The following is a 24,275-nucleotide window of genomic DNA, read 5'->3' on the forward strand; positions in this document are numbered from 1 at the left end:
TCCGTAAATGCTGTTGATGCCTGGAGTATAGCAGTGGCACAAGACTGTGTCAATAAATTAACAAAGTTAAGGGGAATCGAATTTTACACATAAAACAGACTCGTCTGCGAAAACAGGGATGCTAATAATTAACTAAAATACTGTGTTGTAAATTACTTAAAAATATCCTATAATTAAGCTAATTTAAGGAGAAGGGGATACGGATGTGAGTAAAAAAGGAATTAAGATGAAGGATATCGCCAATATGCTTGGGGTCAGCACGGTGACGGTGTCTAAGGCGCTGGCCGATAAAGACGGTGTCAGCGAGGAACTGAAAAAGAAGATCAAGGAGACGGCCAGGGAACTGGGATACCGAAACAGGGACAGCATGCGCAGCGGAAGCGCGACGAACACGGTTGGTATCCTGGTGGCCGACCATTTTGTGGCTTCGGGGCAGTCCTTTTACTGGGATATCTATCAGAGCATTGTCAAATCTCTGCGGCAGAGGGGCTACTATGCCATGCTGGAGATGATTTCCGTGAAGGACGAGCAGGAGGGCAATATTCCAGCCTTTGTAAGAGAGGAGAAGGTAGACATTATCTTTGTCCTGGGATGGCTGGGGCGGACGTATCTGCGCGCCCTTGACGCCGCGGGGCTGCCCCTTTTGTATGTGGACTTTTACAGCAAGGCAAACAGAGCCACGGCGGTGATTGCGGACATGCTGTACGATACGTACCAGATGACAGAGTATTTATACAGCATCGGACACCGCAGGATTGGATTTGTGGGAAGCATCCATGCGACCAGCGATATTGAGGATCGGTATCTGGGATATTATAAATCCGTGATTCGGAGGCGTCTTCCCTATCAGGAGGACTGGGTGCTTGAGGATCGGGACGAGGTCTCCGGTACCGTGCCGAAACGAGTCTTCCAACTCCCGGAGAACATGCCCACGGCCTTTGTCTGCAACAATGATGAGACCGCATACTATTTTATCCATTACCTGGAGTCTCAGGGATTTCGTGTCCCCGAGGATGTCTCCGTGACGGGTTTTTATGATAACAAATTTGCCACGGCAGGAACTCCGGCCATAACCACGATCCGCGTGGATGCCCACCGAATCGCGGAGAGCGCGGTGAATGCCGGCCTCCGCCTGATGTGGGGGTCGGAAAGCCTTCCGGATATGGTGCTGGTCCGGGGAGAGATGGTGATGAGGGATTCTGTTCAGAGTCTGGAAACCGGGGAAGGTAATTAATTACTTAATGAACCGATGGAAATTTACTTATTTAGCTTCCCCATTTGGTATTTGAAGAGAAAATTAGGAGACGGGCTTACAAAAATTTTTATTTTTCGTCATAATGCACAAGGAAAAGAATGGCTTTTAGGGCAAAACAGAGCAGCCGCGGCGTGAATCATCTGCCGCGGCTGCTTCCTGTATTACAGCGGTGCTTCTAATATTCCTTCATATACTCCCCATGCGCTGCGATCAGCTCATCGCACATGGCGATAATGTCCGGGATATTCAACTCGGCGGCGGTATGAGGATCCATCATGGCCGCCTGGTAAATGGTGCGTCGGTCTCTGTTTCTGGCCGCTTCGATGGTGAGAAGCTGGACGGAAATATTGCTGGAGTTCATGGCGGCCAGCTGCGTGGGGAGAGCGCCTACGTGGCATGGCGTGATTCCGCTGCCGTCCACGAGACAGGGAACTTCCACACAGGCGTCGGCCGGGAGGTTGTCGATCAGGCCGTGGTTGAGCACATTTCCTCCGATCTTATACGGTTTATTGGTGACGATTGCTTCCATAATATAGGAAGCGTATTCCAGGGAACGGGTGTGCGTGATGGCGCCATCCTTCAGGATGCTTTCCTTTTCCTGATTCCATCCTTCGATCTGTTTGATGCAGCGGCGCGGATATTCGTCTAACGGAATCTGATAGTCCTCTATCATGTCCGGATACTTACTTTTGATGAACAGGGGATTGTATTCGGCGTTGTGTTCGCTGGATTCAGTGCAGTAGTAGCCGAGATGGCGGATATACTCGAAGCGTACCATGTCTTTGTGCTTCTCCTCCCTGTTTTTCTGATCAGCGAGGCGGCGGATCTCGGGATAGAGGTCATGGCCGTCTTTATCGTGAAGCTTTAAGAGCCATGCCATGTGGTTGATTCCCGCGATCAGCTCGGTGCGGCCCTCCAGCTTATCCTCCATACCCAGCTCCGTTAAAAGCGCCTTTGAGCACGTCTGAACGCTGTGGCATAATCCGATGGTCTTCACCTTCGTATAGCGCTGCATATATCCGGTCAGCATGGCCATGGGATTGGTATAATTCAGGAAGTAAGCGTCAGGGCAGACTTCCTCCATGTCGCGTGCGAAATCTTCCAGCACAGGGATGGTGCGCAGCGCCCGCATGATTCCGCCGATTCCCAGTGTGTCGGCGATGGTCTGATCCAGACCGTATTTTTTCGGAACCTCGAAATCTGTGATGGTACAGGGATCGTAGCCGCCGACCTGGATGGCATTTACGACGAAGTCGGCGTCACGAAGCGCGTCTTTTCGGTTCGGCACGCCTAAATAGGTGTGAATGGAGGCGCGGCCTTCGTTGACATTTTTGTTGATTGCGGACAGGATGACGTAAGAGTCATTCAAACGATCCCCGTCAATGTCGTACAGCGCAATCTCTGCGTCGCACAGAGCCGGGGTGCACATGCAGTCACCCAGGACGTTTCTTGCAAATACGGTGCTGCCGGCGCCCATAAACGTAATTTTTACCATGATGATTCTCCTCTTTTTCTTCATTTTTCTGTTGTGCTGCTTATGAAGAAAGTATATAATGAGACGGGAAAACAAGATAGAAAAATTGTTTCGGATTTATTGTCATTTTGTTGCATCCGGAAAGGGAGAGGGAGAGAAGCGTGAAGGTATACTATTGCGGCAGGGAGGACTGTGAGAAGGGGCATTTCTTCGGACCGGCGGTGAGGTCCCATCAGCTGATTCATTTCGTCCTGAAGGGAAAGGGGATTTACAGGACGGAATATGGAGAGTATGAGATAAAGGAAGGGGAAGCATTTTTAATCAGGCCGGGAGAGGTGACGTATTACCGGGCGGATCTGGAGGAACCGTGGAGTTACGCGTGGATTGCATTTGACGGTGACGAGGCGGAAGCGCTGCTGGAACGGTACTATCCGGACCGCCGCCTGCCCGTATGTGCCATGGGCGAGACCGCCGCCGTCTCCGGCTGGTTTGAAGGGCTGCTTGGCTCCTTTGGAAGCGCGGAGGAAAACCGGGAGAGGGTTCTGGGATACTTCTATTTAATTATGGCCTGCCTTTTAAGGACGGGAAAGGGCGGTGTCCCGGTGGATGAGGAAGGCTATTTTAAGAGGGCCGTCGCGTTTATCCGCCATAATTACAGTTATCCGATCCAGGTAAGCGAGATTGCCGATTACGTAGGGATCGACCGGACGTATCTTTACCGTATCTTTATGCATCAGGCGGGAGTGTCTCCGAAGCAGTATTTGAGCCGGTACCGTTTAGAGGAAGCGAAGGAGATGCTGGTGCAGACGGAATACCGGATCACCGAGATCGCCTACTCCTGCGGGTACCACGATTCGTCCTCCTTTTGCAGACATTTTCAAAAGGAAACGAAAACCGCGCCGGCCAGGTACCGACGCCTGAACGGTTATAAAAAAATAGAAAAGAAGGCGGAAATCTGCGGAAAAAATCATTGACAACAGAGGACAGCTTATGATAAACTAGATCGGTATGAAAACGCGCCAATGCTCAGCGCTTTGGAAACTCCAACCAGCGCCTGGTATTTGGTGAGACTGAAAATTAAGGAGGAAATCATCATGATTTCAAAGGAAAAGAAAGCAGCAATTATCGAAGAATTCGGCAGAAAGGCCGGCGATACAGGTTCACCGGAAGTACAGATCGCAATCTTAACAGAGAGAATCACAGAATTAACCGATCACCTTCAGAAGAACCCGAAAGACCATCACTCCAGAAGAGGACTTTTAATGATGGTTGGACAGAGAAGAGGACTTCTTGACTACTTAAAGAAGACTGACTTAGACGGCTACCGTGCATTAATCGAGAAGTTAGGAATCAGAAAATAAAACCATTTAGGGTGGAGAAACTTCTCCACCCTATCTGTCTATTATCAGAGAAATGAAACGTGCGTATTAAAAGCGGAGGGAAAATCCGAGACCGCTGATGTACGCGTAATAAGCAGCATCGTTTCTTATTGCGCGCAGATCAGTAGTTTCGGCCCTCCTCTGCTTATAATATATATATTAATTATAATCAAAAGGAGATTCAAACATGTTCAAGAGTTACAGCATGGAACTTGCCGGCCGTACCTTAACGGTAGAGGTTGGCAGAGTTGCGAAGCAGGCCAGCGGCGCTGCATTTATGCATTACGGAGATACTGTTGTATTATCGACTGCGACAGCATCTGACAAGCCAAGAGAGGGCATCGATTTCTTCCCGTTAAGTGTAGAATACGAAGAGAAATTATACGCAGTAGGTAAGATTCCTGGCGGTTTCAATAAGAGAGAGGGAAAGGCTTCTGAGAATTCCGTTCTGACTTCCCGTGTTATCGATCGTCCGATGAGACCGTTATTCCCGAAGGATTACCGCAACGACGTGACACTGGACAACATCGTTATGTCCGTAGACCAGGACTGCAGCCCAGAGCTTACCGCTATGTTAGGCTCCGCGATTGCGACCTGTATATCCGATATCCCGTTTGACGGTCCATGTGCGACGACCCAGATCGGTATGGTTGACGGTGAACTGGTTGTGAACCCGACTCAGGCGCAGAAACAGGCGTCCGATATGGCGCTCACAGTCGCTTCTACCAGAGAAAAAGTAATCATGATCGAAGCAGGAGCCAATGAGGTTGCAGAAGATATCATGATCGAAGCGATATTTAAGGCTCATTCCGTAAACCAGGAAGTGATCAAATTTATCGATACCATCGTGGCAGAGTGCGGAAAACCGAAGCATACCTACATCAGCTGTGCGGTTCCGGAAGAATTATTCGCAGCCATCCGGGAGATCGTTCCGCAGGAAGAGATGGAAGTAGCGGTCTTCACAGATGACAAGCAGACAAGAGAAGACAATATCAGAAGCATTACCGCTAAATTGGAAGAGGCATTTGCTGATAAGGAAGAATGGCTGGCAGTATTGGGAGAGGCCATCTATCAGTATCAGAAGAAGACTGTCCGCAAGATGATCTTAAAAGACCACAAGCGTCCGGATGGCCGTGCTGTCGATCAGATCCGTCCTCTGGCGGCTGAGATCGATATGCTCCCGAGAGTACACGGTTCCGCCATGTTTACACGTGGACAGACTCAGATTTTAAATATCTGTACACTTGCTCCGTTATCCGAGAGCCAGAGATTAGACGGCATCGACGATATGGAGACATCCAAGAGATATATGCACCATTACAATTTCCCGTCATTCTCCGTAGGCGAGACAAAGCCATCCAGAGGACCGGGACGCCGTGAGATCGGCCATGGCGCGCTGGCAGAGAGAGCCCTTGTTCCGGTGCTTCCATCAGAAGAAGAGTTCCCATATGCAATCCGTACCGTATCCGAGACCATGGAATCCAATGGTTCCACCTCTCAGGCGAGCATCTGTTCCTCCTCCATGTCCTTAATGGCGGCTGGTGTTCCGATCAAATCCGCGGTAGCAGGTATTTCCTGCGGCCTGGTGACCGGCGATACCGATGATGACTATATCGTATTAACCGATATCCAGGGTCTGGAAGATTTCTTCGGCGACATGGATTTCAAGGTTGGCGGTACTCACAAGGGTATCACCGCGATTCAGATGGATATCAAGATTCACGGCCTGACAAGACCGATCATCGAAGAGGCCATCAGAAGAACGAGAGAAGCAAGAATCTACATCCTTGACGAGGTTATGGCAAAGGCAATCGCAGAGCCGCGAACAGAGGTTGGCAAGTACGCTCCGAAGATCGAGCAGATCTCCATCGATCCTCAGAAGATCGGCGATGTTGTCGGCAAGCAGGGTAAGGTAATCAATAAGATTATCGAGGAGACCGGCGTTAAGATCGACATTTCCGACGACGGAAGCGTATCCGTATGCGGAACCGATAAGGAGATGATTGCACGCGCTATTGAGATTATCAAGAGCATCGTGACAGACATCGAAGCGGGCACCATCATGAAGGGCAAGGTTGTCAGAATTATGAACTTCGGCGCATTTGTGGAGCTGGCACCGAACAAGGATGGTATGGTTCACATCTCCAAATTATCCGACAAGCGCGTAGAGAAAGTGGAAGACGCGGTAAATATCGGCGATGAAGTGACTGTAAGGGTTATGGAAGTCGATAAGATGGGAAGAATCAACTTAAGCATGAAGCCAGGCGATATGGATCCCAACGTGGATGTATCGACTCTGGACAGCGGCAGAAGAGACTCTGACAGAAGAGACTCCGGAAGAAGAGATTCCGGCAGACGCGACGGCGGCAGAAGAGATTCTGACAGACGTGATTCTGATCGTAGAGATTCTGACAGAAGAGATTCCGACAGAAGAAATTCCTAAAAAAATCTGACAGGCGGCAGAAACGGAGAATATCCGGTTTTGCTGCCTGTTTTTTCAGAGAGGTATATAAAAAATGAGGGAAATCTATTATAATGGAGTTATCTATACGGGAACCGGGAGGGAAGCAGAGGCGATGGCCGTCGAGGACGGACGGATTGCCGGTGTGGGGAACCTTACTGATCTGGAGACTTGTTCCGATGTGGTGTACCATAATCTGGACGGCCATTTTGTCGTTCCGGGATTTAACGATTCCCATATGCATCTGCTGAATTATGGCCACACGCTGAAGCTTGTGGATTTAACGGCGGCAACCTCGTCCCTGGAAGCGATGTGCTCCGCCCTTTCCCATTTTATTTCAAAGGAAAAGCCTGCACCGGGTACATGGGTAGTAGGGCGGGGCTGGAATCACGATTACTTTCAGGATGAGAAACGTTTTCCCAACCGGTACGATTTGGACCGGGTGTCCACGGAGCATCCCATTCTGGTGATCCGCGCCTGCGGCCACATTGCCTGTGCCAATACGAAAGCCATGGAGGCGGCCGGCATTACGAGGATGACACCGCAGCCGGAAGGCGGCTGTTTCGACATGGATGAGGAGGGAGAACCTGTCGGGATTTTCCGGGAATTCGGCGTGGATCTGATCCATGGGAGCATCCCGAAGCCGGCGAAGAAGGAGCTGAAACAGTATCTCCGTCTGGCCATGAGGGATTTGAACAGCCGCGGCGTCACATCGAGCCAGACCGATGATCTGGCGGCATTTCCCGGTGTACCCTTTGAGACGGTGCTGGAGGCATATCGGGAACTGGAACGGGAGGGCGCGATGACGGTACGGGTCTACGAACAGTGCCTGCTTCCGACCATGAAGCAGCTGGAGGATTTTCTGGCGCGCGGCTACCGCACGGGCCAGGGAAGCGCATATTTTAAAATCGGGCCTCTGAAGCTTCTGTCGGACGGATCCCTGGGGGCCAGAACTGCTTTTCTCAGTCAGCCTTACGAGGATGGGGAGAACCCGGATGAGAGAGGGATCGCCATCTACAGCCAGGAAGAGCTGGAGAAGCTGATTACCCTGGCCGATGGGTCGGGGATGCAGATCGCCGTACACGCTATCGGAGACGGCGCCATGGAGATGGCAGTGAGGGCGTATGAACGGGCTATGGAAGCCAATCCGGACCGCACGGACAGGCGGCACGGAATTGTACACTGCCAGATTACGACGGGCAGGCTTCTGGAGGCATTTCGAAGGTTAAGGCTGCACGCCTACATTCAGTCCATTTTTCTCGATTACGACAATCATATCGTGGAGGCCCGGATCGGAGCAGAGCGGGCTGGAGAGACGTATCAGTTTAAGACGCTGCTATCCATGGGAGTCTCAGTCTCTAACGGGTCGGACTGCCCGGTGGAGAGGCCGGATGTCATGGCGGGAATTCAGTGCGCGGTGACCCGCACCACACTGGATGGGACGAAGACATTTCTGAAGGAGCAGGCGCTTACAGTGGAAGAGGCAATATCCACTTATACCGCCATGGGTGCGGAGGCCAGTTTTGAGGAACAGGAAAAGGGGACGCTGTCAGTGGGAAAGCTAGCGGACTTTGCCGTGCTGGAACGGGACATCAGGGCGTGCGCACCCGACAGAATAAAGGACACGGCCGTGCTGGAAACGTATGTGGGCGGTGTCTGTGTATACAAAAAAGAGAACAGCTGAGAGGCGGAGAGGGGAAGAACGATGAAGTTTACAGTAGAAAATCCGGATGAGAAACGGAGTCCCTATACGGGAATGACAAGAGAACACTGGATTGGTATCAGCCATTTTTTCCTGGAGGGAATTTTTGAGCATGTGGAGAAGCTGGAGGATCCGATCGTGGTTTTGCGCCATGAAACAAAGGTCAGCTATCCGCAGCCGGACGGGCCGAAATGGAGAATTGCTGCGGAACGGTTCGAGGGACTTGCCAGGAGCTTTTTGATCGCTGCTCCGCTGCTTCATAACGAGCCGGAGGCAGCGGCGGGAGGCTACTCTCTGAAGGAGTATTACTCGAAACAGATTCTTCTCTCCGTCACGCCCGGAACGCCCAATTATCTGCTTCGGGTGGAGGAGATATTTCCGGAGGCGCAGGAGGGGGAGATGGCGTTCCAGCACACGTGCGAGTGCGCATCCCTCGTGATCGGCCTGTCCATATGCCGGGAAGTAATCTGGGAGAATTATACGAAGGCAGAGAAGGACCGCATTGCGGATTATCTGTCGAATTTCGGCCACTCGTATACGGGCCACCACAACTGGCGTCTGTTCAACATGCTGATTCTGGCATTTCTGGACAGGGAGGGATATCCGATCGATCATGGGATGATGCGGGATCACGCGGCCGCCATTCTCTCTTATTACGCGGGGGACGGCTGGTACCGCGACGGCCATTTATTTGATTATTACTGTCCGTGGGCCTTTCATGTGTACGGACCGCTGTGGAACCAGTGGTACGGCTATGAAAAGGAGCCGTACATAGCGGCGAAGATTGAGGAATATTCCAACCGCCTGGTGGAGACCTTCCATCGCATGTTCGATGAGGAGGGGCATGTGACCATGTGGGGGAGAAGCGGCATCTACAGAAGTGCGGCATCGGCCCCGCTGGCGGCCAATTTCCTCCTGAAGAATCCGGCTGCGGAGCCGGGGCTGGCCAGAAGGATCGCCTCTGGCGCCGTGCTGCAGTTTGCTTCCAGGGAGGAGTGTTTCTATGAGGGTGTTCCATGCCTCGGCTTCTACGGGCCGTTCCAGCCATTGATTCAGACATACAGCTGCGCAGCCAGCCCCTTCTGGATCGCCAATGCGTTCGTCTGCCTGGCGCTTCCGGAGGACCATCCGTTCTGGACCGATACGGAGACAAACGGAGTCTGGGAGGAGATGAAGGACAGAGAAGTGAGGACCACAGTGCTGGACGGTCCGGGAATCGTGGTGGACAACCACAAGGACACCGGAATTACGGAATTCAGGACGGCGAAGGTCCTGATGAAGAAAGAGAATCCGTCCCTCAATACGTATTCCCGACTGTCCTTTAACAGCCAGTTTTTATGGGAAGACTTTGATTTCAAGGGAATCGAGGCCATGCAGTACAGCGTGACCTACGACGGCAGGGTGAAGAGCCTGATCCCGAATATCCTGATGTACGGCGGTGTGAAGGATGGAGTGCTCTACCGGAAAGAATATTTTGAATTCGAATTTACCTTCCAGAACAAGGCGTCGATCGATCTGGCCGATTTTCCTGTGGCGGACGGCATCGTGCGCGTGGACAGGACCAGGATCCCGGATAAGCCGTATACCCTGACACTGGGCTCCTATGGAATGCCGGATGTGGACCGTTCGGGCGTCGATGTGAGAATCCGCACGGATCAGAAGACGGGGGCCAAGGCCATTCTTTTGAAGTCCTCGGAAGGGCAGATGGCGATGGTCATCTATGGCGGATTCGATGACATTGAAATCATGTCGAGACAGGGCGTAAGCGCCGTGACGAAACAGAGCTGCATCATGTATGGCGTCAGCCGCAGGAAGAGATACTATGAATATCTTCCGTATGCGATGATCAGCGTAATTCTGACAAAGAAGAGCCAGGAAGAATGGCGGGATGAAGACCTCTTCCCGATCCGCAGCATCACCTATACCGATAAAGAGAAATGCGGGGCTTACGGTCCTGTTGTTCTGGAGATGAAGGATGGAAGGACGGTTACGGTCGATTATGAGGGACTGGAAGGGCGGCTCCATATATAATCAGATTGGCAGGAATTTTTTAGGGCGTGCAGCTGTAAGGAATCTAAATGTGGATTGAAATAAACAGGCCCTGGTGTGGATAAATAATTCCCTTTGGAAGGGAAATGGAAACGGAGACGGCAAATGGATGTATTGATCAGAAACGAGAGACCCGGGGATTACCGCGAGACAGAGGAAGTGACGAGAGAGGCGTTCTGGAACGTCCACGAGCCGGGATGCTGTGAGCATTATCTGGCACATCTTATGAGGGAGAGGCCGGAATTTATCCGGGAGCTGGATTTCGTGGCAGTGCGGGACGGGCGGATTGTCGGAAATATCATGTATGCCCGCACGGAGATTCAGTGTGACGATGGAACGACTCATCCGGCAGTGACCTTTGGGCCGATCAGCGTCCTGCCGGCTTATCAGGGGCAGGGGATTGGAAAACGGCTCATTGAAACCTCGAAGAAGCTGGCGGCAGACATGGGAGCTGACGTTATTATTATCTACGGAGACCCGGATTACTATTCAAAGACCGGTTTTGTGCCTGCGGAAACGTACGGCGTCAGAAACGGGGAGAATCAGTGTGCGGCGGCGCTTCTGGCCTGTTTGCTGAAACCGGAGGCCGCGGCATCGATAAAAGGCCGATATTCGGAAGGACCGGCCTACGAGCTTCCGCCGGTGACAGATCCGGCGTTCCTGGAATTTGAGGAGACATTTCCTCCCAAAATCAAGGGGAAAGCGCCGTCCCAGGAGCGTTTTGCAGAACTGGTGAACAGCACGGTTCCATGGGAAGAGAGGGCAAAGGGGCAGGATTAAGAATCTGTGAAGATCGCCTCAGATGAGAAAAAATGTCAAATATGCCTTGACACCCCTTACGAAAACGGATATACTACTAATCACAAATCGAATACGAAACATCTGCTGAATCAGATTCATTAAGAGGGAGTAGTTTTAGTGCATCATCAACATCCTGGCTGTGAAAACAGTCTGGTGATGCATACCAACAGTTGGTTACCAGACTTTTAATGTATTTATTTTGAGAAATGGGTTATTTCTTAATAATAGGTACATTAAAAGTCTTTTTTATTTCATAGGAAAGTCCGTCCTATGAAATAAAAACCCTCCGGGAGGATGCGCACTCCGCGCTAAGGAAGTATGGCCGCTGAAGTGACCGCGCTCCGGCGCGAGAGTCCGGCTCGCCGGACTCTTTCTTGTGTAATAGAAAAGTACTCCTATTACATAAAAAGCCCTCCGCGCTAAGGAAATTTGGCTGCTGAAGCAGCCTCGCTCCGGCGCGAGAGGCTGATGAACCGGACGTTTTGTGGATTCTGCTTATGTTTGATGCAGAGCCGTTTTTTTGGAAACGGCAGAATGGAGGAAAATTTGAAGGATTGGTATCAGAAAGACGAACAGGAAATATTAAAGGAACTGCATGTGACGAAGGAGGGGCTTACGGCCGGTCAGGCGGAAACGCTTCTCCTTGAAAAGGGCGAAAATGTGTTAATGGAAGGAAAGAAGAAGAGCGTGCTTGCAGTATTTGCAGAGCAGTTCTGTGATCTTCTGGTGGTGATCCTGATTGTGGCAGCCGTCATTTCCATGTTTTCGGGAAACGTGGAGAGCACCATCGTCATCGTGGCGGTTATTATTTTGAATGCGATCTTAGGAACCGTACAGCATGAAAAAGCGAAGAAGTCCCTGGAGAGCTTAAAGAGCCTTTCATCACCCAATGCAAAGGTGATCCGCGGCGGCCAGAAGATCGAGGTCCCGTCTGCCAAGGTGGTTCCCGGCGACATTCTCCTATTGGAAGCGGGAGACATGGTGGTGGCCGATGGAAGAATCTTAAACAACTATTCGCTTCAGGTCAATGAGAGCTCCCTGACAGGAGAATCGACCAACGTGGATAAGGAGGAAGGGACGATCGACGGCGAGATGCCTCTGGCGGACCGGACCAATATGGTATATTCCGGAAGCCTTGTCACTTACGGAAGGGCCATGGTGGTGGTGACAGGAACGGGAATGGATACGGAGATCGGTAAGATCGCCAGTCTGATGAACGCGACAAAGGAAAAGAAGACACCTCTTCAGGTGAGTCTGGACCAGTTCTCCGGACGTCTGGCGGCGGTGATCATGGTCATCTGTGCCATTGTATTCGCCTTAAGCTTATACCGGAAGATGCCGATTCTCGACTCTCTGATGTTTGCCGTGGCGCTGGCCGTGGCGGCGATTCCGGAGGCACTCAGTTCCATCGTAACCATCGTGCAGGCCATGGGAACGCAGAAGATGGCAAAGGAAAACGCTATCATTAAGGAGCTGAAGGCGGTAGAGAGTCTGGGGTGCGTCTCTGTTATCTGTTCCGATAAGACAGGAACCCTGACCCAGAATAAGATGACGGTCCAGGAGATTTACATTGACGGAAATACGTTCCGTCCGGAAGAATTGGATCTGCACGAACAGCTTCACCGTTATATCTTATACGACTCGATTCTGACCAATGATTCCACCCTCGTTGACGGTAAGGGAATCGGAGATCCCACCGAGTACGCCCTTCTGGAAATGGCCAGAAAAGTAAGTGTCAATGACGATGTCCTGCGGACGATGATGCTCCGTCTGGAAGAGATTCCCTTTGATTCAGACCGAAAGCTGATGAGTACCAAATATGAACTGCACGGTGTGCCTACTATTTTGACGAAGGGCGCTGTCGATGTCCTGTTAGACCGGACAACCCATATCCGCACCGCAGAAGGAATCCGGGACTTTACGGAGGCAGACCGGGAGGAGATCAACCGCCAGAATATGGAATTCTCCCAGAATGGTCTGCGTGTGCTTGCATTTGCCTATAAAGAGGTGGAAGACGACCACGTTCTCTCCTTAAAAACGGAGAACGGCTTTACATTCCTCGGACTGGTAGCCATGGTGGACCCGCCGAGGGAGGAATCAAAAGAGGCCGTGTCCGACGCCAAACGGGCCGGAATTCGCCCGGTTATGATCACTGGTGACCATAAGATCACGGCGACGGCCATTGCGAAGCAGATCGGTATCTTTGAAGAAGGCGATCTGGCGGTTACAGGAACGGAACTGGACGCCATGAGCGATCAGGAGCTGGATGGGAAGATTACGAAGATATCCGTTTACGCCAGGGTGTCTCCGGAAAATAAGATCCGGATTGTCGATGCATGGCAGAGACGAGGCAATATCGTATCCATGACGGGAGACGGTGTCAATGACGCGCCGGCCCTTAAGAAAGCAGACATCGGTGTAGCCATGGGAATTACGGGAACCGAGGTGTCCAAGGATGCGGCTTCCATGATTCTGGCGGACGATAATTTCGCAACCATCATCAAGGCTGTGGCCAACGGCCGTAACGTATACCGGAACATCAAAAATGCAATACAGTTTTTATTATCAGGAAATATGGCGGGGATCCTGTCGGTACTGTACACATCCATCATGGCGCTTCCCGTTCCGTTTGCACCGGTACATCTGCTGTTTATCAACCTTCTGACAGACTCGCTTCCGGCCATCGCAATCGGTATGGAGCCGGCGGAAAAGGATTTGCTGTCTCAGAAACCGAGAAATCCGAAAGAGGGAATATTGACAAAGGAATTCATGATGAAGCTGATCCTGCAGGGCGGCCTGATCGCTGTCTGTACCATGACAGCCTTCCATCTGGGACTGAACCAGGGCGGCGCCGCGGTCGGAAGCACCATGGCGTTCTGTACGCTGACACTGGCGCGTCTGTTCCATGGATTTAACTGCCGAAGCAGCCATTCGATCTTCCGAATTGGATTTTCGGGAAACTGGTACAGTCTGGGTGCATTTCTGGCGGGTGTCGCACTCCTGAGCCTGGTGATGTTTGTACCGTTCCTGGAAAGACTGTTTTCTGTCGCGCCTCTGACCGGAAGCCAGATCGGACTGGTCTATCTGCTGGCGGTAATACCGACTGTGGTGATACAGCTTACGAAAATAGTCAGAGAACAGAGACATTAAGGATACCTGTAATATAACGACAGCGGCGGGCGTGGATTGAAAGAAATAACGCTTTTCACCAATAAAATAGTATGATAAAATAATCCGGTACCGATATTACGTAATATGGGAAGGAAACGACATGACAGGACAATTATTACACAAGTTCAGAAATCACGGACCTTTGTCAAGACGGACGAAGTTTCTGATTCTTGCCCTGGTGCCGGTTTATTTTATGGCTGCGGGGCTGTTTCTCCAGCCGTTAAATGAAGTATTAAAGGGAATTATTACGATTATCAGGGAACCGGATTTCCTGATTACGGATTATATTGCGATCGGAGGAATTGGGGCCGCGTTTGTCAACGCCGGTGTGATGGCTTTGATTTCCATTGCCATTGTCTATTATCTGGGGATGGAGATGAGCGGCCACACGATTACCTCCTGCTTTCTAATGTTTGGTTTTTCTCTGTTCGGAAAGAATATTTTAAATATCTGGTCGATCATGATGGGCGTCTGTCTTTATGCCTTTTATCATAAGACCTCAGTTACGCGGTACATCTATGTTGGTTTCTATGGAACCAGCCTGTCACCGATTATCACCCAGCTTATGACGGTGGGACATCTGCCGCTGGCCGTAAGGCTGCCGCTCAGTATACTTGTGGGTATGATCATCGGGTTCGTACTGCCGCCGCTTTCCACACATACTCATTACTCCCATAAGGGCTACTCCCTTTATAATGTGGGCTTTGCATCTGGAATTATAGCGACGGTTATCGTCTCTCTGATGAGATCCTTTGGGCTTCAGACGGAGGCTCGTCTGATCTGGTCCACGGGAAATGACGTGCTTTTTGCCAGACTGCTTCTCGGGCTGTTTGGCGGTATGATCCTGTTTTCCTGCCTCATCGCGGAGTCGGTCTGGAAGCGGTATATGGAAATCTGGAAGACGTATGGCTTAAGCGGCACCGATTACGTGAAAAGTGAGGGCTTTGCGCCGACGCTGTTTAACATGGGTGTCAATGGAATCGCTTCCACGCTGATTGTGCTGCTGGTTGGGGGAGATTTGAACGGTCCGACCATCGGAGGTATCTTTACCATCGTCGGATTCAGTGCCACGGGAAAGCATCTGAGGAACATACTTCCGGTTATGGCAGGAGTGATTCTGGGAAGTTTTGTGAAGACGTGGAATATCTCCGATCCCAGCGCCATGCTGGCCCTTTTACTCTCCACGACTCTGGCGCCGATCGCCGGTGAGTTCGGCGTGGTAGCGGGTGTGCTGGCCGGATTCCTGCACGCATCTGTGGCGCTGAATGTGGGAATCGTCTACGGAGGAATGAATCTTTATAACAATGGATTTGCCGGCGGTATTATCGCCATGTTCCTGGTGCCGGTGATTCAGTCGGTTCGGGACAGAAGAGCGAGAGCGCGCACGCATGATTCCCTGTAAAAAAAGTCGAAAACTGCTGAGAAATATTTCGGCAGTTTTCGACTTTTTATGTGGGTATTGTTGTGAGGAAAAACTGGTTTTTATGCGGGGAAAACCTGCGTACAGTTTTCCAGGTCTTCTGTTTCATTTTCTGAAATATATAGTTCTGCTGACAGGGATAAGTCGTTGTCTAAAAATTTCTCTTCGCGGAACAGCTTGTCGATGACAGGCCAGCTCTGGGCGGCGTTCTCTGTCTCGAGCCATATTCCCAGCAGCGGGCCGGCGCCTTCGCAGTCAATATAATCGTAACCGTTATCACGTACGGCGCCTTCTGTGATCTCGCTGACGCGGTCTGGTATGAGATAGCGTAAGTCCAGATCGGGATTTGTAAGTTTACCGGGGTTTAATACTATGATGATAGTTTGCATATTGTTTTCTCCTTATGGTTTGATTTTTTGATTGTTTTTTGAGGGGAAGACTGGAATATGGGGGGAAGCATAAAGGTTGAAACTTAAAGCATAAAACTTAAAGCCATTCCAGATAACTGTTATCTTTAAATGGGCGTTTCCAATTAACGGGATTCTGCTGGGCCTGCAATAGCAAATCTTTTTTCTTTTTTAGGATTGCTTTATCAAATTTAGAGAGGTAAAATGCCGCTCCTATTTGTGATTCGGAACCATCATACTCCTCATTCAACAGGAAGTCAAAGAGTAATTCCGCCAAGGCCTCATCATTTTGGTAGGAACTGAAAAAGTCATTAAGCGGCTGCTCAAAATTTTTATAACAACTGGATACCAGATATTCATACAAGAGTTCCTGATCCCATTTTCCGTCTTTGACAGGATTAAATTTTTTTAACTCAGACCAGTTTTGGTAATACATATTTTTCGTCTCCATTCAGGGGAATGTGCCGCATTAGGAATCGGGTGAGATCGCTCTTTCATACTGAACATTTTCCATATACTCTTCGATCGTTTCAGCATCAAACCACATTCCGGCCTTATCCATCTCGAAAAGCTTTTCATACCCATATAATTGAATTAGAAAATCCCAGCCTTCTTTGGTGATCAGGCCTTCTAAAATACCGCAGTAGCCGAATAACTCGATAACTTTATCCGGCTGTTCGAGATCGGCCGCTGTGTATTCGGTTCCTTTGGGCGGCGGATAAATATATAAGCCTAACATGTTTGGTACCCCCTTAATTTCTGTTGTGATATGGCAGTTCTGGCTGTATTTGGCAAGGGATTCTTTTGGGGCAGGATCGGAGGTGTGTGAGCCGGGAACTTATGAGTCAGGGAAGCGAATTCGGAGTGTTCCTAATTAGAGTACGAGCATTCAGAGTGTTCCTGAACAGAGTACCTCGTCACGGAGTATTCCTAATTAGAGTGTTCTGCCCCGGAGCGTTCCTAATTAGAGTGTCCCGCCCCAGAGTGTTCCTAATTAGAGTGTCCCACCCCCAGAGTGTTCCTAATTAGAGTGTCCCACCCCAGAGTGTTTCTAAATAGAGTGTTTCGAATCAGAGTGCCCCATCCCGGAGCGTTCCGAATCTGATTGTTCCGAATCTGATTGTTCCGAATTTGATTATTCCGAATTTGATTATTCCGAATTTGATTGTTCCGAACCCGAATGCCTCGAACTCGAATGCTTCGAACCTGAGTGTTCCGAATCTGCGTGTTCTGAATCCAAGTGTTCCGAATCCGAGTGTTCCAAATCCGAGTGCTCCAAATCCGAGCGTTCCGAATCTGCGTGTTCCGAATCCGAGTGCTCCGATTCCGAATGCCTCGAATCTGTGTGTTCGGACCCGGAATATTTCGATCTGGATCCCGCCTTCCCGGATCCCTCGTAATCCGTTTGGTGCCGGCTTTCACAGTTGGAAATGTGTTCCTTGATTTCATCGATAGAGCAATGGCTGTACTGGGTAATATCAGTTTCAGGTGCCGCCTCCTCCAGCTTCTGCAGGTAAATATATTTGCCTGCAGTCACTCCGCAGGAATGGGCGGCTTCCACCTCCTCGGAGGTCACAGCCCGGTATTCCGTATTTCCGTCTGGGTGCAGCGTGGTTACGGTAGTATCCGCCGTCTCTCGGATTTCCTCCAGGAGCCGGGACTGTCTGGCCTCATTGGCTGAGTAGACGGTGACTACCACGTTCTTATTTCCGGACAGATACGGTTCTCCGCTTTCGGATTGCAGCAATTCTTTTACCGCTTCCCCGCACTCCATGCCGGTCAGCCGGATGCCCGAGAGCAGAGCTTCTCCATCTTCGTTGAGCGCCGAGGAAGAGGTTACACGATCCAGGCGGTTGACGGTCAGTTCAATGGAAGGATTGACATCCACACTGATTAAAGCCGCCTGTGCATAATAATAGTGGTAACCGCCTCCGGTTACTACGAAGCACAGGCAGGCGGCGATGGCAGCGGCGGCTGTGAGAAAACGGCGGGATCGCGGTTTCGTCTTTACAGGGACGATATCCCCCTTTTTCCAGCCCTCTTTTGCCGGGAGTGAGACGAAATCTCCGCCATTTTTCATTATGACAGCTTCTTTTCCTGTTATTTCAATGATAATTCCCGTCTTCAATCGGTATCACCTCCCTGTATTGTGGAAGAAATGCTCTGATTCCGGGATAATCTCCGGATAAGAGGATGATCAGAGTTACAATGTATTTCCTGTGCTTTTCTATGGTTTTCGGAGAAATAAAGAGAGCCGAGGCAAGCTGTGCCTGCGGGAGCTTTTTTTGTTCAAAAAACATGGTGTGAAATTCCGGATTCAAAAGTACGGCCGTAGCTAACTGGCGGCATGTGGCTTTTGCACGCGCCTGTTTGGGGCAAATACGGGGCAGATCTTTCCAGACGACGCCGTATACGCCGATCGCCTCAGAAAGGCGGTCAATCTCTTCGCAGAGGGAGAGACGTTCCTGTTCCCTGTCGTAGGCCTCTAAGGAGGCTTTCCCTGCCGCGGCTTCCAGCTCGGCCGCATCGGAACCAGGCGGCTGAATACTCTTCAAATACCGGTTCTGCCTGCGAATCTCATCATTGATCCGGTTATGAAAGCAGACCGAGAAAAATGAGATAAAGCTGCCCCTGTTCTCCGTGTACTGGCGGACGCAGCTGACAAAAGTCAGCATGGCGAGACTGAGCCGGTCTTCATAATCCAGAAGCGGAGATGCGGCCGCGCCGGCCTGCTTTTTTAAGAGAGGCAGATAGTCGCTTAAAAGCTGCTCAAGCTCTGCGGAATCGGACTGAGCTTTTTTTATGCGGTTTTCAATGTCGTTCACGGTTCCACCTCCTGTTCCATGCCATTGTACAGCTTTTTCCAGGTTATGTAAATCAATAAAAATTTTTTCAGACCCTACATTTTGGAAGAGAGCCGTCGTATTCTTTAAACGAGAATAAAAAATGAAATGAGGAAATGAATTTATGAAGAAAATAGTAACCGGCATTCTTGCATCTGCTGTTGTATTGAGTATGGCGTTTCCGGCGCTGGCATCGACACGTGTCTGCGACCGGTATGAGTCGTGTGCTGTGGAAGGCTGTGAGACAGAGGCCTGCCATGAGCATGATGGAGTGATCTATCGTGGAACGTGCCAGGATGGAACCTGCTCGTATCACAGTGAGAACTGCGGACCGGGTAGCGGAAGCCAGCGAGGACACCACAGAAGCCATGGGAACCATGGAAGTCACGGCTGCCATTGAAAGCCGGAGAAGTTAGTGAAAGGTAACAGGCTGTAAAAGAAATGGGCTGAAAAAAGAAGCTGGCTGGAAAAGGAACTCAGGCGGAATCATTGATTCTTCCGGGTTTCTTTTTTATTACAGGAAAGTTCTTCCTAAGAAACAAAAAAACTTTGGACAGCACGTTACGGAGGTATCGGTATAAAATCCCGCGTCATCGGTGTAAAATAGGGATAGCGCCGGCGGAAATGGTGTGATAAGATTAAGAGGCAGAAATAAAATAAAACAGAAAAAAGGGATTGTTATGTTATACCAGATAATGGATGGGACGGTGAGCGCCGGCGGAGTGCCGATACTGTCCCATATTGATTTTGAAATAAAGGGAACGGAAAAGATTGCAGTTGCCGGGAAGAACGGGGCAGGAAAGACGACTCTTTTAAGACTCTTAGCGGGCGAGATTTCTCTGGACCGGGACGATAAACGGAATGGGCCGGGAATCATGGCTTCCAGAAGACTTACCGTGGGTATGATGAGGCAGCAGCCTTTCGGTGATACGTCATGCACGGTGGAGGAGGAACTCCTTAAGGGCTGCCCTGGAAGAGAGGTCGCGGGTAAAAATGGAACAGGCCTAAGCAGCTCCGCAATTTTTTCGGAATGGGACCGGGAACGGTTCGACTATGAGCGGGAGTATGATATCCTGTTTACCGGTTTCGGATTCTCAAAAGAGGATAAAAAAAAGAAGCTGTCGGAATTTTCCGGAGGAGAGCAGACGAAGATTGCACTGATCCGGCTTTTGCTGGAAAAACCGGATATTCTGCTGCTCGATGAGCCGACGAATCATCTGGACTTAGAGACGGTGCAGTGGCTGGAGGAGTATTTAAGGCAGTATGACAAGGCAGTGGTGATGGTATCCCATGACCGCTTTTTTTTAGACCGGACGGCTGATGTAGTCTATGAAGTGGCGGGAGGGAAGCTTACCCGCTATGTGGGGAATTACTCCGCATACAGGGAGCAGAAACGAAAGCAGCTTAGCTTGCAGAAAAAGGCGTATGAGAGCCAGCAGGAGGAACTGGAGCGGCTGAATTCCGTGGTGGAACGGTTTAAACACAAACCGACCAAGGCGTCGTTTGCCAGAGCGAAGAAGAAGGCCATGGAACGGATGAACCGGGTGGAGAAGCCGGAGGAAGACGATATCCATATCTTTACCGGGGAACTGACGCCGCTCATAATCGGCAGCAAATGGGTCTTTGAATCGGAACATTTAAAGATCGGTTATGACCGAGCCCTGCTGGAGATCACCTTGAGAATCCGGCGGGGACAGAAGATCGGCATCCTGGGGCCAAACGGCTCCGGAAAGACGACCTTTTTAAAGACGGTTGCAGGTTTCCTGCCGCCGCTGGACGGAGAAATGTCTGTCGGAGTCAATATTACCATGGGATATTTTGACCAGCTTTCGGCCCAGGTGACGTCTGAAAAAACAGTGGCAGATCATTTTCACGACTTATTTCCCGCTCTGACGGAAAAGGAGGCGCGCACCATCCTGGGGGCCTATCTGTTTGGAGGGCGCGTGGCACAGAGATCTGTATCTTCTCTCTCGGGAGGGGAGAAGGCCAGGCTGGTGCTTGCAGAGCTTTTGCAGAGCAGACCTAATTTCCTCGTTCTGGACGAACCGACGAACCACATGGATATTCAGGCGAAGGAAACACTGGAATCCGCGTTCCGCGCCTATACCGGAACGCTGTTGTTCGTCTCCCATGACCGGTACTTTTTGAGCGAGGTGGCCGATTCACTCCTGATTTTTGAAAATCAGTCGGTGATGTATTACCCGTTTGGCTATGCGCATTACCTGGAAAGAAAGCGAAAATCGGAGGGAGAAGGCGGTCTGGCGGCCCAGATGAAGGCAGAGGAACAGGCATTGATCGCCGGTATGAGGGCGGTTCCGAAGGCGGAGCGTCACAGACTTAGGGAAATATCCGCGGAGGATGCGTATATCGACTGGCGGCTTCGTCTGGTATCCGAAAAAATGATTCCGGCCGGTGCGCAGGCAGGAGAACTGTACGCGGCGAAGGAAGCAATGAAACAGGAGTGGATGGTGTCGGAAGACTTCTGGTCTGGAAAGAGGTGGGACAAGGAACCGGAATATGCGGAGCTCTGCCGCCGGTATGAGGAAACGGCCGCTGTCTGGCATGAGCTCTGTCTGGAGTGGTACGCCGTCTGGTCCGGAGAGGAAAACGAGTAACAGTTCCGCCTTCGCTTTCGGCAGCAGCCAGTCGGCCTGGCGCTTTCGTATCCCGGAGCTTTCCAGTTCCGGTTTCGGGCATAAGTATTTCTAAATGTGCAGGATTTTTCTAAAAACCAGTGAAAATCCCCAAACTCGCTTCGCTCAGACAGGTGGGGAGTTTCACTGAACGAAAAATTCTGCGCATTAAGAACTGCTAATGCCCTGCAAAGTCACAGGAAAGCTCCGGGATACGAAAGCGCCAGGCCGACTGGCTGCTGCCGGAAGCGAAGGCGGAACTGTTACGAAAGCGAAGAGAATTCTTAGCGAACCCTTATTTTTTTCTAAAAGCTGTTGTCCAGGGATTGCACAGCGTGCGGCGGGATGGTACAGTGTAGTGGAATAAATAGAAATGAGGGATAATATGGGTTGTCTTGGTAATTTACTTTGGTTTATATTCGGCGGTTTCATCAGCGGCCTGAGCTGGACGCTTACGGGCTGCCTCTGGTGTATTACGATTATCGGCATTCCGGTGGGGATGCAGTGCTTTAAATTTGCCGCGCTCAGCTTCTTTCCGTTTGGAAAAGAGGTCCGGTATGGCGGCGGCGCGGGATCCTTTCTCTTAAATTTAATCTGGCTCATTGTGTCGGGGCTGCCCTTAGCGATCGAGTCGGCCCTGATCGGAGTGGTGCTGTGCATCACGGTGATTGGAATTCCTTTTGGGCTTCAGCAGTTCAAACTGGCGAAGCTGGCTCTGATGCCGTTTGGAAGTGAGGTGTATTAAACATGGAGTTTCCGGGAAAGCGTCTGGGGAAAAAGAGTACGGCGCTGGAAAAGGAATGGGCCGCGCTTAAGAAGAGCGAGGCGCGTTTCGTGGAACGGCAGAAGGAAAAGGGGCCGTCGATCATCAATCAGAAGCTGGACCGGGTAGTCCCGGAGAAGTTAAAGGGAACGCTGGATGCCGCGTTTTACAAGGCGTTTCAGCTGGTTTTCGAAAAAGGCGGAACGGTGATCAATAAGACGTACCGGAAGGAAGACGGGGAGTACAGGCAGAAACTGAACGCTTATGCCGCCGGTCTGAAGGAAAACAGGAAGAATTTGAAGGCATTTTCGAAGCAGGCGGGGGTGTCTAAGACGAAGAATCTGCTGATTTCCGGAGTGGAGGGAATCGGCACAGGGGTCTTCGGAATCGGGATACCGGATATCCCCCTGTTTACAGGCGTGATTCTGAAGAGCCTTTATGAGATTGCCGTCAGTTACGGGTACGCCTACGAGTCCGAGCGGGAGCAGGAGTTTTTGCTGGAGATTATCAAGACTGCTTTGGAACGGGGCGGGGAACTGGCTGAGGATAACGAGCGGATTAACCGCTGGATCGAAGGAACCGGCGGACTGGAAGAGAAGAAGGTTCTGATGCGCAAGACGGCGGACCGGCTCTCGGAGGAACTTCTGTATATGAAGTTTGTACAGGGACTGCCTGTTGTGGGTGTCGCGGGAGGTTTGTCGGACTGCGTTTATCTAAAGAAAATTACGGATTATGCGGAACTTAAGTATCGAAGAAGATTTCTGTGGGAGCGGAATGCTGCCGGAGAAGGAGCCCGGAGCAGGTGATGAACCTGCCAGGCTCCTTTTTTGTTGTCCTGATTACAGTTCAACCGGTCCCGCTGTCTTCCCCTGCTTTTGTCCATCCTCAATCATCTGGAAAGAAAGCTGCTGAATTCCGTCGATCTTCCGGAACTGCTGGGGCGTGAAGCCTAAGTATTTTTTGAAGCAGATGGAGAAAAGGGAGGTGTCGGTAAAACCGCAGGCGTAGCTGATCTCCTTTATGGACTGGTTTGTCGTGGACAGCATGACCGTGGCCATACGGATTCTGTACTGGGTTAAGTATTCTTTGGGGCATATACCCACTTCTTTCTTAAACAGGCGGTAAAGATAAGTCCGGTCAACCCGGACCTGGTCAGCCAGCCACTGGATAGTGAGCTTCTCAAAATAGTTGCTCCGGATCACGCCTACCGTGCGGCGGACAATCTCATTCTTATAGGCATTCTGTGTGTTGATGACCGGTCTGGAGAGATGGTAAAAAATGTTGTACAGCCGGGAGAGAAGGTAGTAATCGTTTTCATCACCGGACTGCATGTGGCGGATGATGTCGTCAATGGATTCAATCAGTTCCGGGGAATCGGGATAGGTCGCCACGGGACTATAGGCAAAACCGCAGCTTTCCGTAATCTGCGCCGCGTCGCTTCCAACAAATGCGACCCACGCATATTCCCAGGGATCCTCCTCGTCCGCATAGTAAAATGTTGTCTCTCCGGGCCGGATTAAAAACATGTCCCTCTGTTTTAATACGTATTTTTTCTCATCAGCAAAGAAGACACCCTTGCCTTTTATAATGAAATGAATCAGATAATGGGCCCTCTTGGCGGGACCAAAGGAGTGGCTGCCCATACATTGTTCCCGGCCGGCAAAACCAAAGGAAAGGGATGAAGATTCCCCGGAAATATTCTTTCGAAAGATTTCTATCATATTTCTCTGCATAAGTCCCTCCTGAAAGACAACATTTTTTATATAAAATACAACAAAACATATTGTTTTTGATGAATCTTTATTATATTATAATATTAACAAAAATAAGTTTGCAAATCAATAAAAAATAAACAGAGTGCACTATAAACCGCGGTTTCTTTGTTTTAAAAGGCTACAGATGAGGTTGAAACTATTC

General features: G+C 50.5%; 20 protein-coding genes. 13 read left to right on the plus strand and 7 right to left on the minus strand.

Annotation, left to right across the window (positions count from 1 at the left end; all coding sequences use genetic code 11):
- Window positions 1-205: 205 nt before the first annotated feature.
- Window positions 206-1,234, plus strand: a complete 1,029-nt coding sequence (locus H8S80_RS00805; RefSeq protein ID WP_025530104.1) for a substrate-binding domain-containing protein — start codon at window positions 206-208, stop codon at window positions 1,232-1,234.
- Between the two features lie 196 nt (window positions 1,235-1,430).
- Here the strand turns inward: H8S80_RS00805 and H8S80_RS00810 are convergent, their stop codons facing one another.
- Entirely contained in the window at window positions 1,431-2,750 is a 1,320-nt protein-coding gene (locus tag H8S80_RS00810) for an alpha-glucosidase/alpha-galactosidase (RefSeq protein WP_117631478.1), read from the minus strand.
- 140 nt (window positions 2,751-2,890) lie between these two features.
- Here H8S80_RS00810 and H8S80_RS00815 point away from each other — a divergent pair, with 140 nt between their 5' ends.
- The 8 genes from H8S80_RS00815 (at window position 2,891) to H8S80_RS00850 (ending at window position 15,694) form a co-directional block, all read left to right on the plus strand.
- Window positions 2,891-3,703: an AraC family transcriptional regulator gene (locus H8S80_RS00815; protein ID WP_002600793.1), complete on the plus strand. Its 813-nt coding sequence runs from the start codon at window positions 2,891-2,893 to the stop codon at window positions 3,701-3,703.
- 120 nt (window positions 3,704-3,823) lie between these two features.
- On the plus strand, window positions 3,824-4,090 hold the full coding sequence (gene rpsO / locus H8S80_RS00820) for a 30S ribosomal protein S15 (RefSeq protein WP_002600792.1): 267 nt from the start codon (window positions 3,824-3,826) through the stop codon (window positions 4,088-4,090).
- Window positions 4,091-4,295: 205 nt separating this feature from the next.
- Complete coding sequence (locus tag H8S80_RS00825; RefSeq protein WP_002600791.1) at window positions 4,296-6,551, plus strand: polyribonucleotide nucleotidyltransferase; 2,256 nt, start codon at window positions 4,296-4,298, stop codon at window positions 6,549-6,551.
- Between the two features lie 73 nt (window positions 6,552-6,624).
- On the plus strand, window positions 6,625-8,253 hold the full coding sequence (locus tag H8S80_RS00830) for an amidohydrolase (RefSeq protein ID WP_117631482.1): 1,629 nt from the start codon (window positions 6,625-6,627) through the stop codon (window positions 8,251-8,253).
- 21 nt (window positions 8,254-8,274) lie between these two features.
- Window positions 8,275-10,302 carry a DUF2264 domain-containing protein gene (locus H8S80_RS00835; RefSeq protein WP_002600789.1) on the plus strand — a complete coding sequence of 676 codons (2,028 nt, stop codon included), beginning with the start codon at window positions 8,275-8,277 and terminating at the stop codon, window positions 10,300-10,302.
- Window positions 10,303-10,425: 123 nt separating this feature from the next.
- Window positions 10,426-11,100 (plus strand): GNAT family N-acetyltransferase, encoded by a 675-nt coding sequence (locus H8S80_RS00840; RefSeq protein ID WP_117631484.1) that lies wholly within the window; start codon window positions 10,426-10,428, stop codon window positions 11,098-11,100.
- Between the two features lie 567 nt (window positions 11,101-11,667).
- The gene (locus tag H8S80_RS00845; RefSeq protein ID WP_117631560.1) at window positions 11,668-14,271 is read left to right on the plus strand and encodes a cation-translocating P-type ATPase; all 2,604 of its coding nucleotides are present in this window, start codon (window positions 11,668-11,670) and stop codon (window positions 14,269-14,271) included.
- Window positions 14,272-14,392: 121 nt separating this feature from the next.
- Entirely contained in the window at window positions 14,393-15,694 is a 1,302-nt protein-coding gene (locus H8S80_RS00850) for a DUF1576 domain-containing protein (RefSeq protein WP_002600786.1), read from the plus strand.
- 80 nt (window positions 15,695-15,774) lie between these two features.
- Here H8S80_RS00850 and H8S80_RS00855 read toward each other — a convergent pair whose 3' ends face one another.
- The 5 genes from H8S80_RS00855 to H8S80_RS00875 all read right to left on the minus strand — a co-directional run bounded on the left by H8S80_RS00855 (window position 15,775) and on the right by H8S80_RS00875 (window position 18,944).
- Window positions 15,775-16,101, minus strand: coding sequence for a hypothetical protein (locus H8S80_RS00855; RefSeq protein WP_117631486.1), 327 nt, complete (start codon window positions 16,099-16,101; stop codon window positions 15,775-15,777).
- 97 nt (window positions 16,102-16,198) lie between these two features.
- Window positions 16,199-16,555, minus strand: coding sequence for a hypothetical protein (locus H8S80_RS00860; RefSeq protein WP_117631488.1), 357 nt, complete (start codon window positions 16,553-16,555; stop codon window positions 16,199-16,201).
- A 33-nt stretch (window positions 16,556-16,588) separates the two neighbouring features.
- Complete coding sequence (locus H8S80_RS00865) at window positions 16,589-16,858, minus strand: hypothetical protein (protein ID WP_002600783.1); 270 nt, start codon at window positions 16,856-16,858, stop codon at window positions 16,589-16,591.
- A gap of 411 nt (window positions 16,859-17,269) precedes the next feature.
- Window positions 17,270-18,247, minus strand: a complete 978-nt coding sequence (locus tag H8S80_RS00870) for an anti-sigma-I factor RsgI family protein (RefSeq protein ID WP_117631490.1) — start codon at window positions 18,245-18,247, stop codon at window positions 17,270-17,272.
- Window positions 18,225-18,944 carry a sigma factor gene (locus H8S80_RS00875; protein ID WP_117631562.1) on the minus strand — a complete coding sequence of 240 codons (720 nt, stop codon included), beginning with the start codon at window positions 18,942-18,944 and terminating at the stop codon, window positions 18,225-18,227. Before H8S80_RS00875 ends, H8S80_RS00870 begins: the two co-directional genes overlap by 23 nt.
- Window positions 18,945-19,086: 142 nt before the next feature.
- Here H8S80_RS00875 and H8S80_RS00880 point away from each other — a divergent pair, with 142 nt between their 5' ends.
- The 4 genes from H8S80_RS00880 (at window position 19,087) to H8S80_RS00895 (ending at window position 23,164) form a co-directional block, all read left to right on the plus strand.
- The gene (locus H8S80_RS00880) at window positions 19,087-19,362 is read left to right on the plus strand and encodes a hypothetical protein (RefSeq protein WP_002600778.1); all 276 of its coding nucleotides are present in this window, start codon (window positions 19,087-19,089) and stop codon (window positions 19,360-19,362) included.
- A gap of 280 nt (window positions 19,363-19,642) precedes the next feature.
- Window positions 19,643-21,577, plus strand: a complete 1,935-nt coding sequence (gene abc-f, locus H8S80_RS00885) for a ribosomal protection-like ABC-F family protein (RefSeq protein WP_117631564.1) — start codon at window positions 19,643-19,645, stop codon at window positions 21,575-21,577.
- Between the two features lie 403 nt (window positions 21,578-21,980).
- The gene (locus tag H8S80_RS00890; RefSeq protein ID WP_002600776.1) at window positions 21,981-22,340 is read left to right on the plus strand and encodes a YccF domain-containing protein; all 360 of its coding nucleotides are present in this window, start codon (window positions 21,981-21,983) and stop codon (window positions 22,338-22,340) included.
- A gap of 2 nt (window positions 22,341-22,342) precedes the next feature.
- The gene (locus H8S80_RS00895) at window positions 22,343-23,164 is read left to right on the plus strand and encodes an EcsC family protein (RefSeq protein WP_117631492.1); all 822 of its coding nucleotides are present in this window, start codon (window positions 22,343-22,345) and stop codon (window positions 23,162-23,164) included.
- Between the two features lie 33 nt (window positions 23,165-23,197).
- On the opposite strand, the gene H8S80_RS00900 is transcribed toward H8S80_RS00895, so the two are convergent.
- Window positions 23,198-24,091: an AraC family transcriptional regulator gene (locus tag H8S80_RS00900; protein WP_002600774.1), complete on the minus strand. Its 894-nt coding sequence runs from the start codon at window positions 24,089-24,091 to the stop codon at window positions 23,198-23,200.
- Window positions 24,092-24,275: the final 184 nt, after the last annotated feature.

The organism is Hungatella sp. L36 (assembly GCF_014288035.1).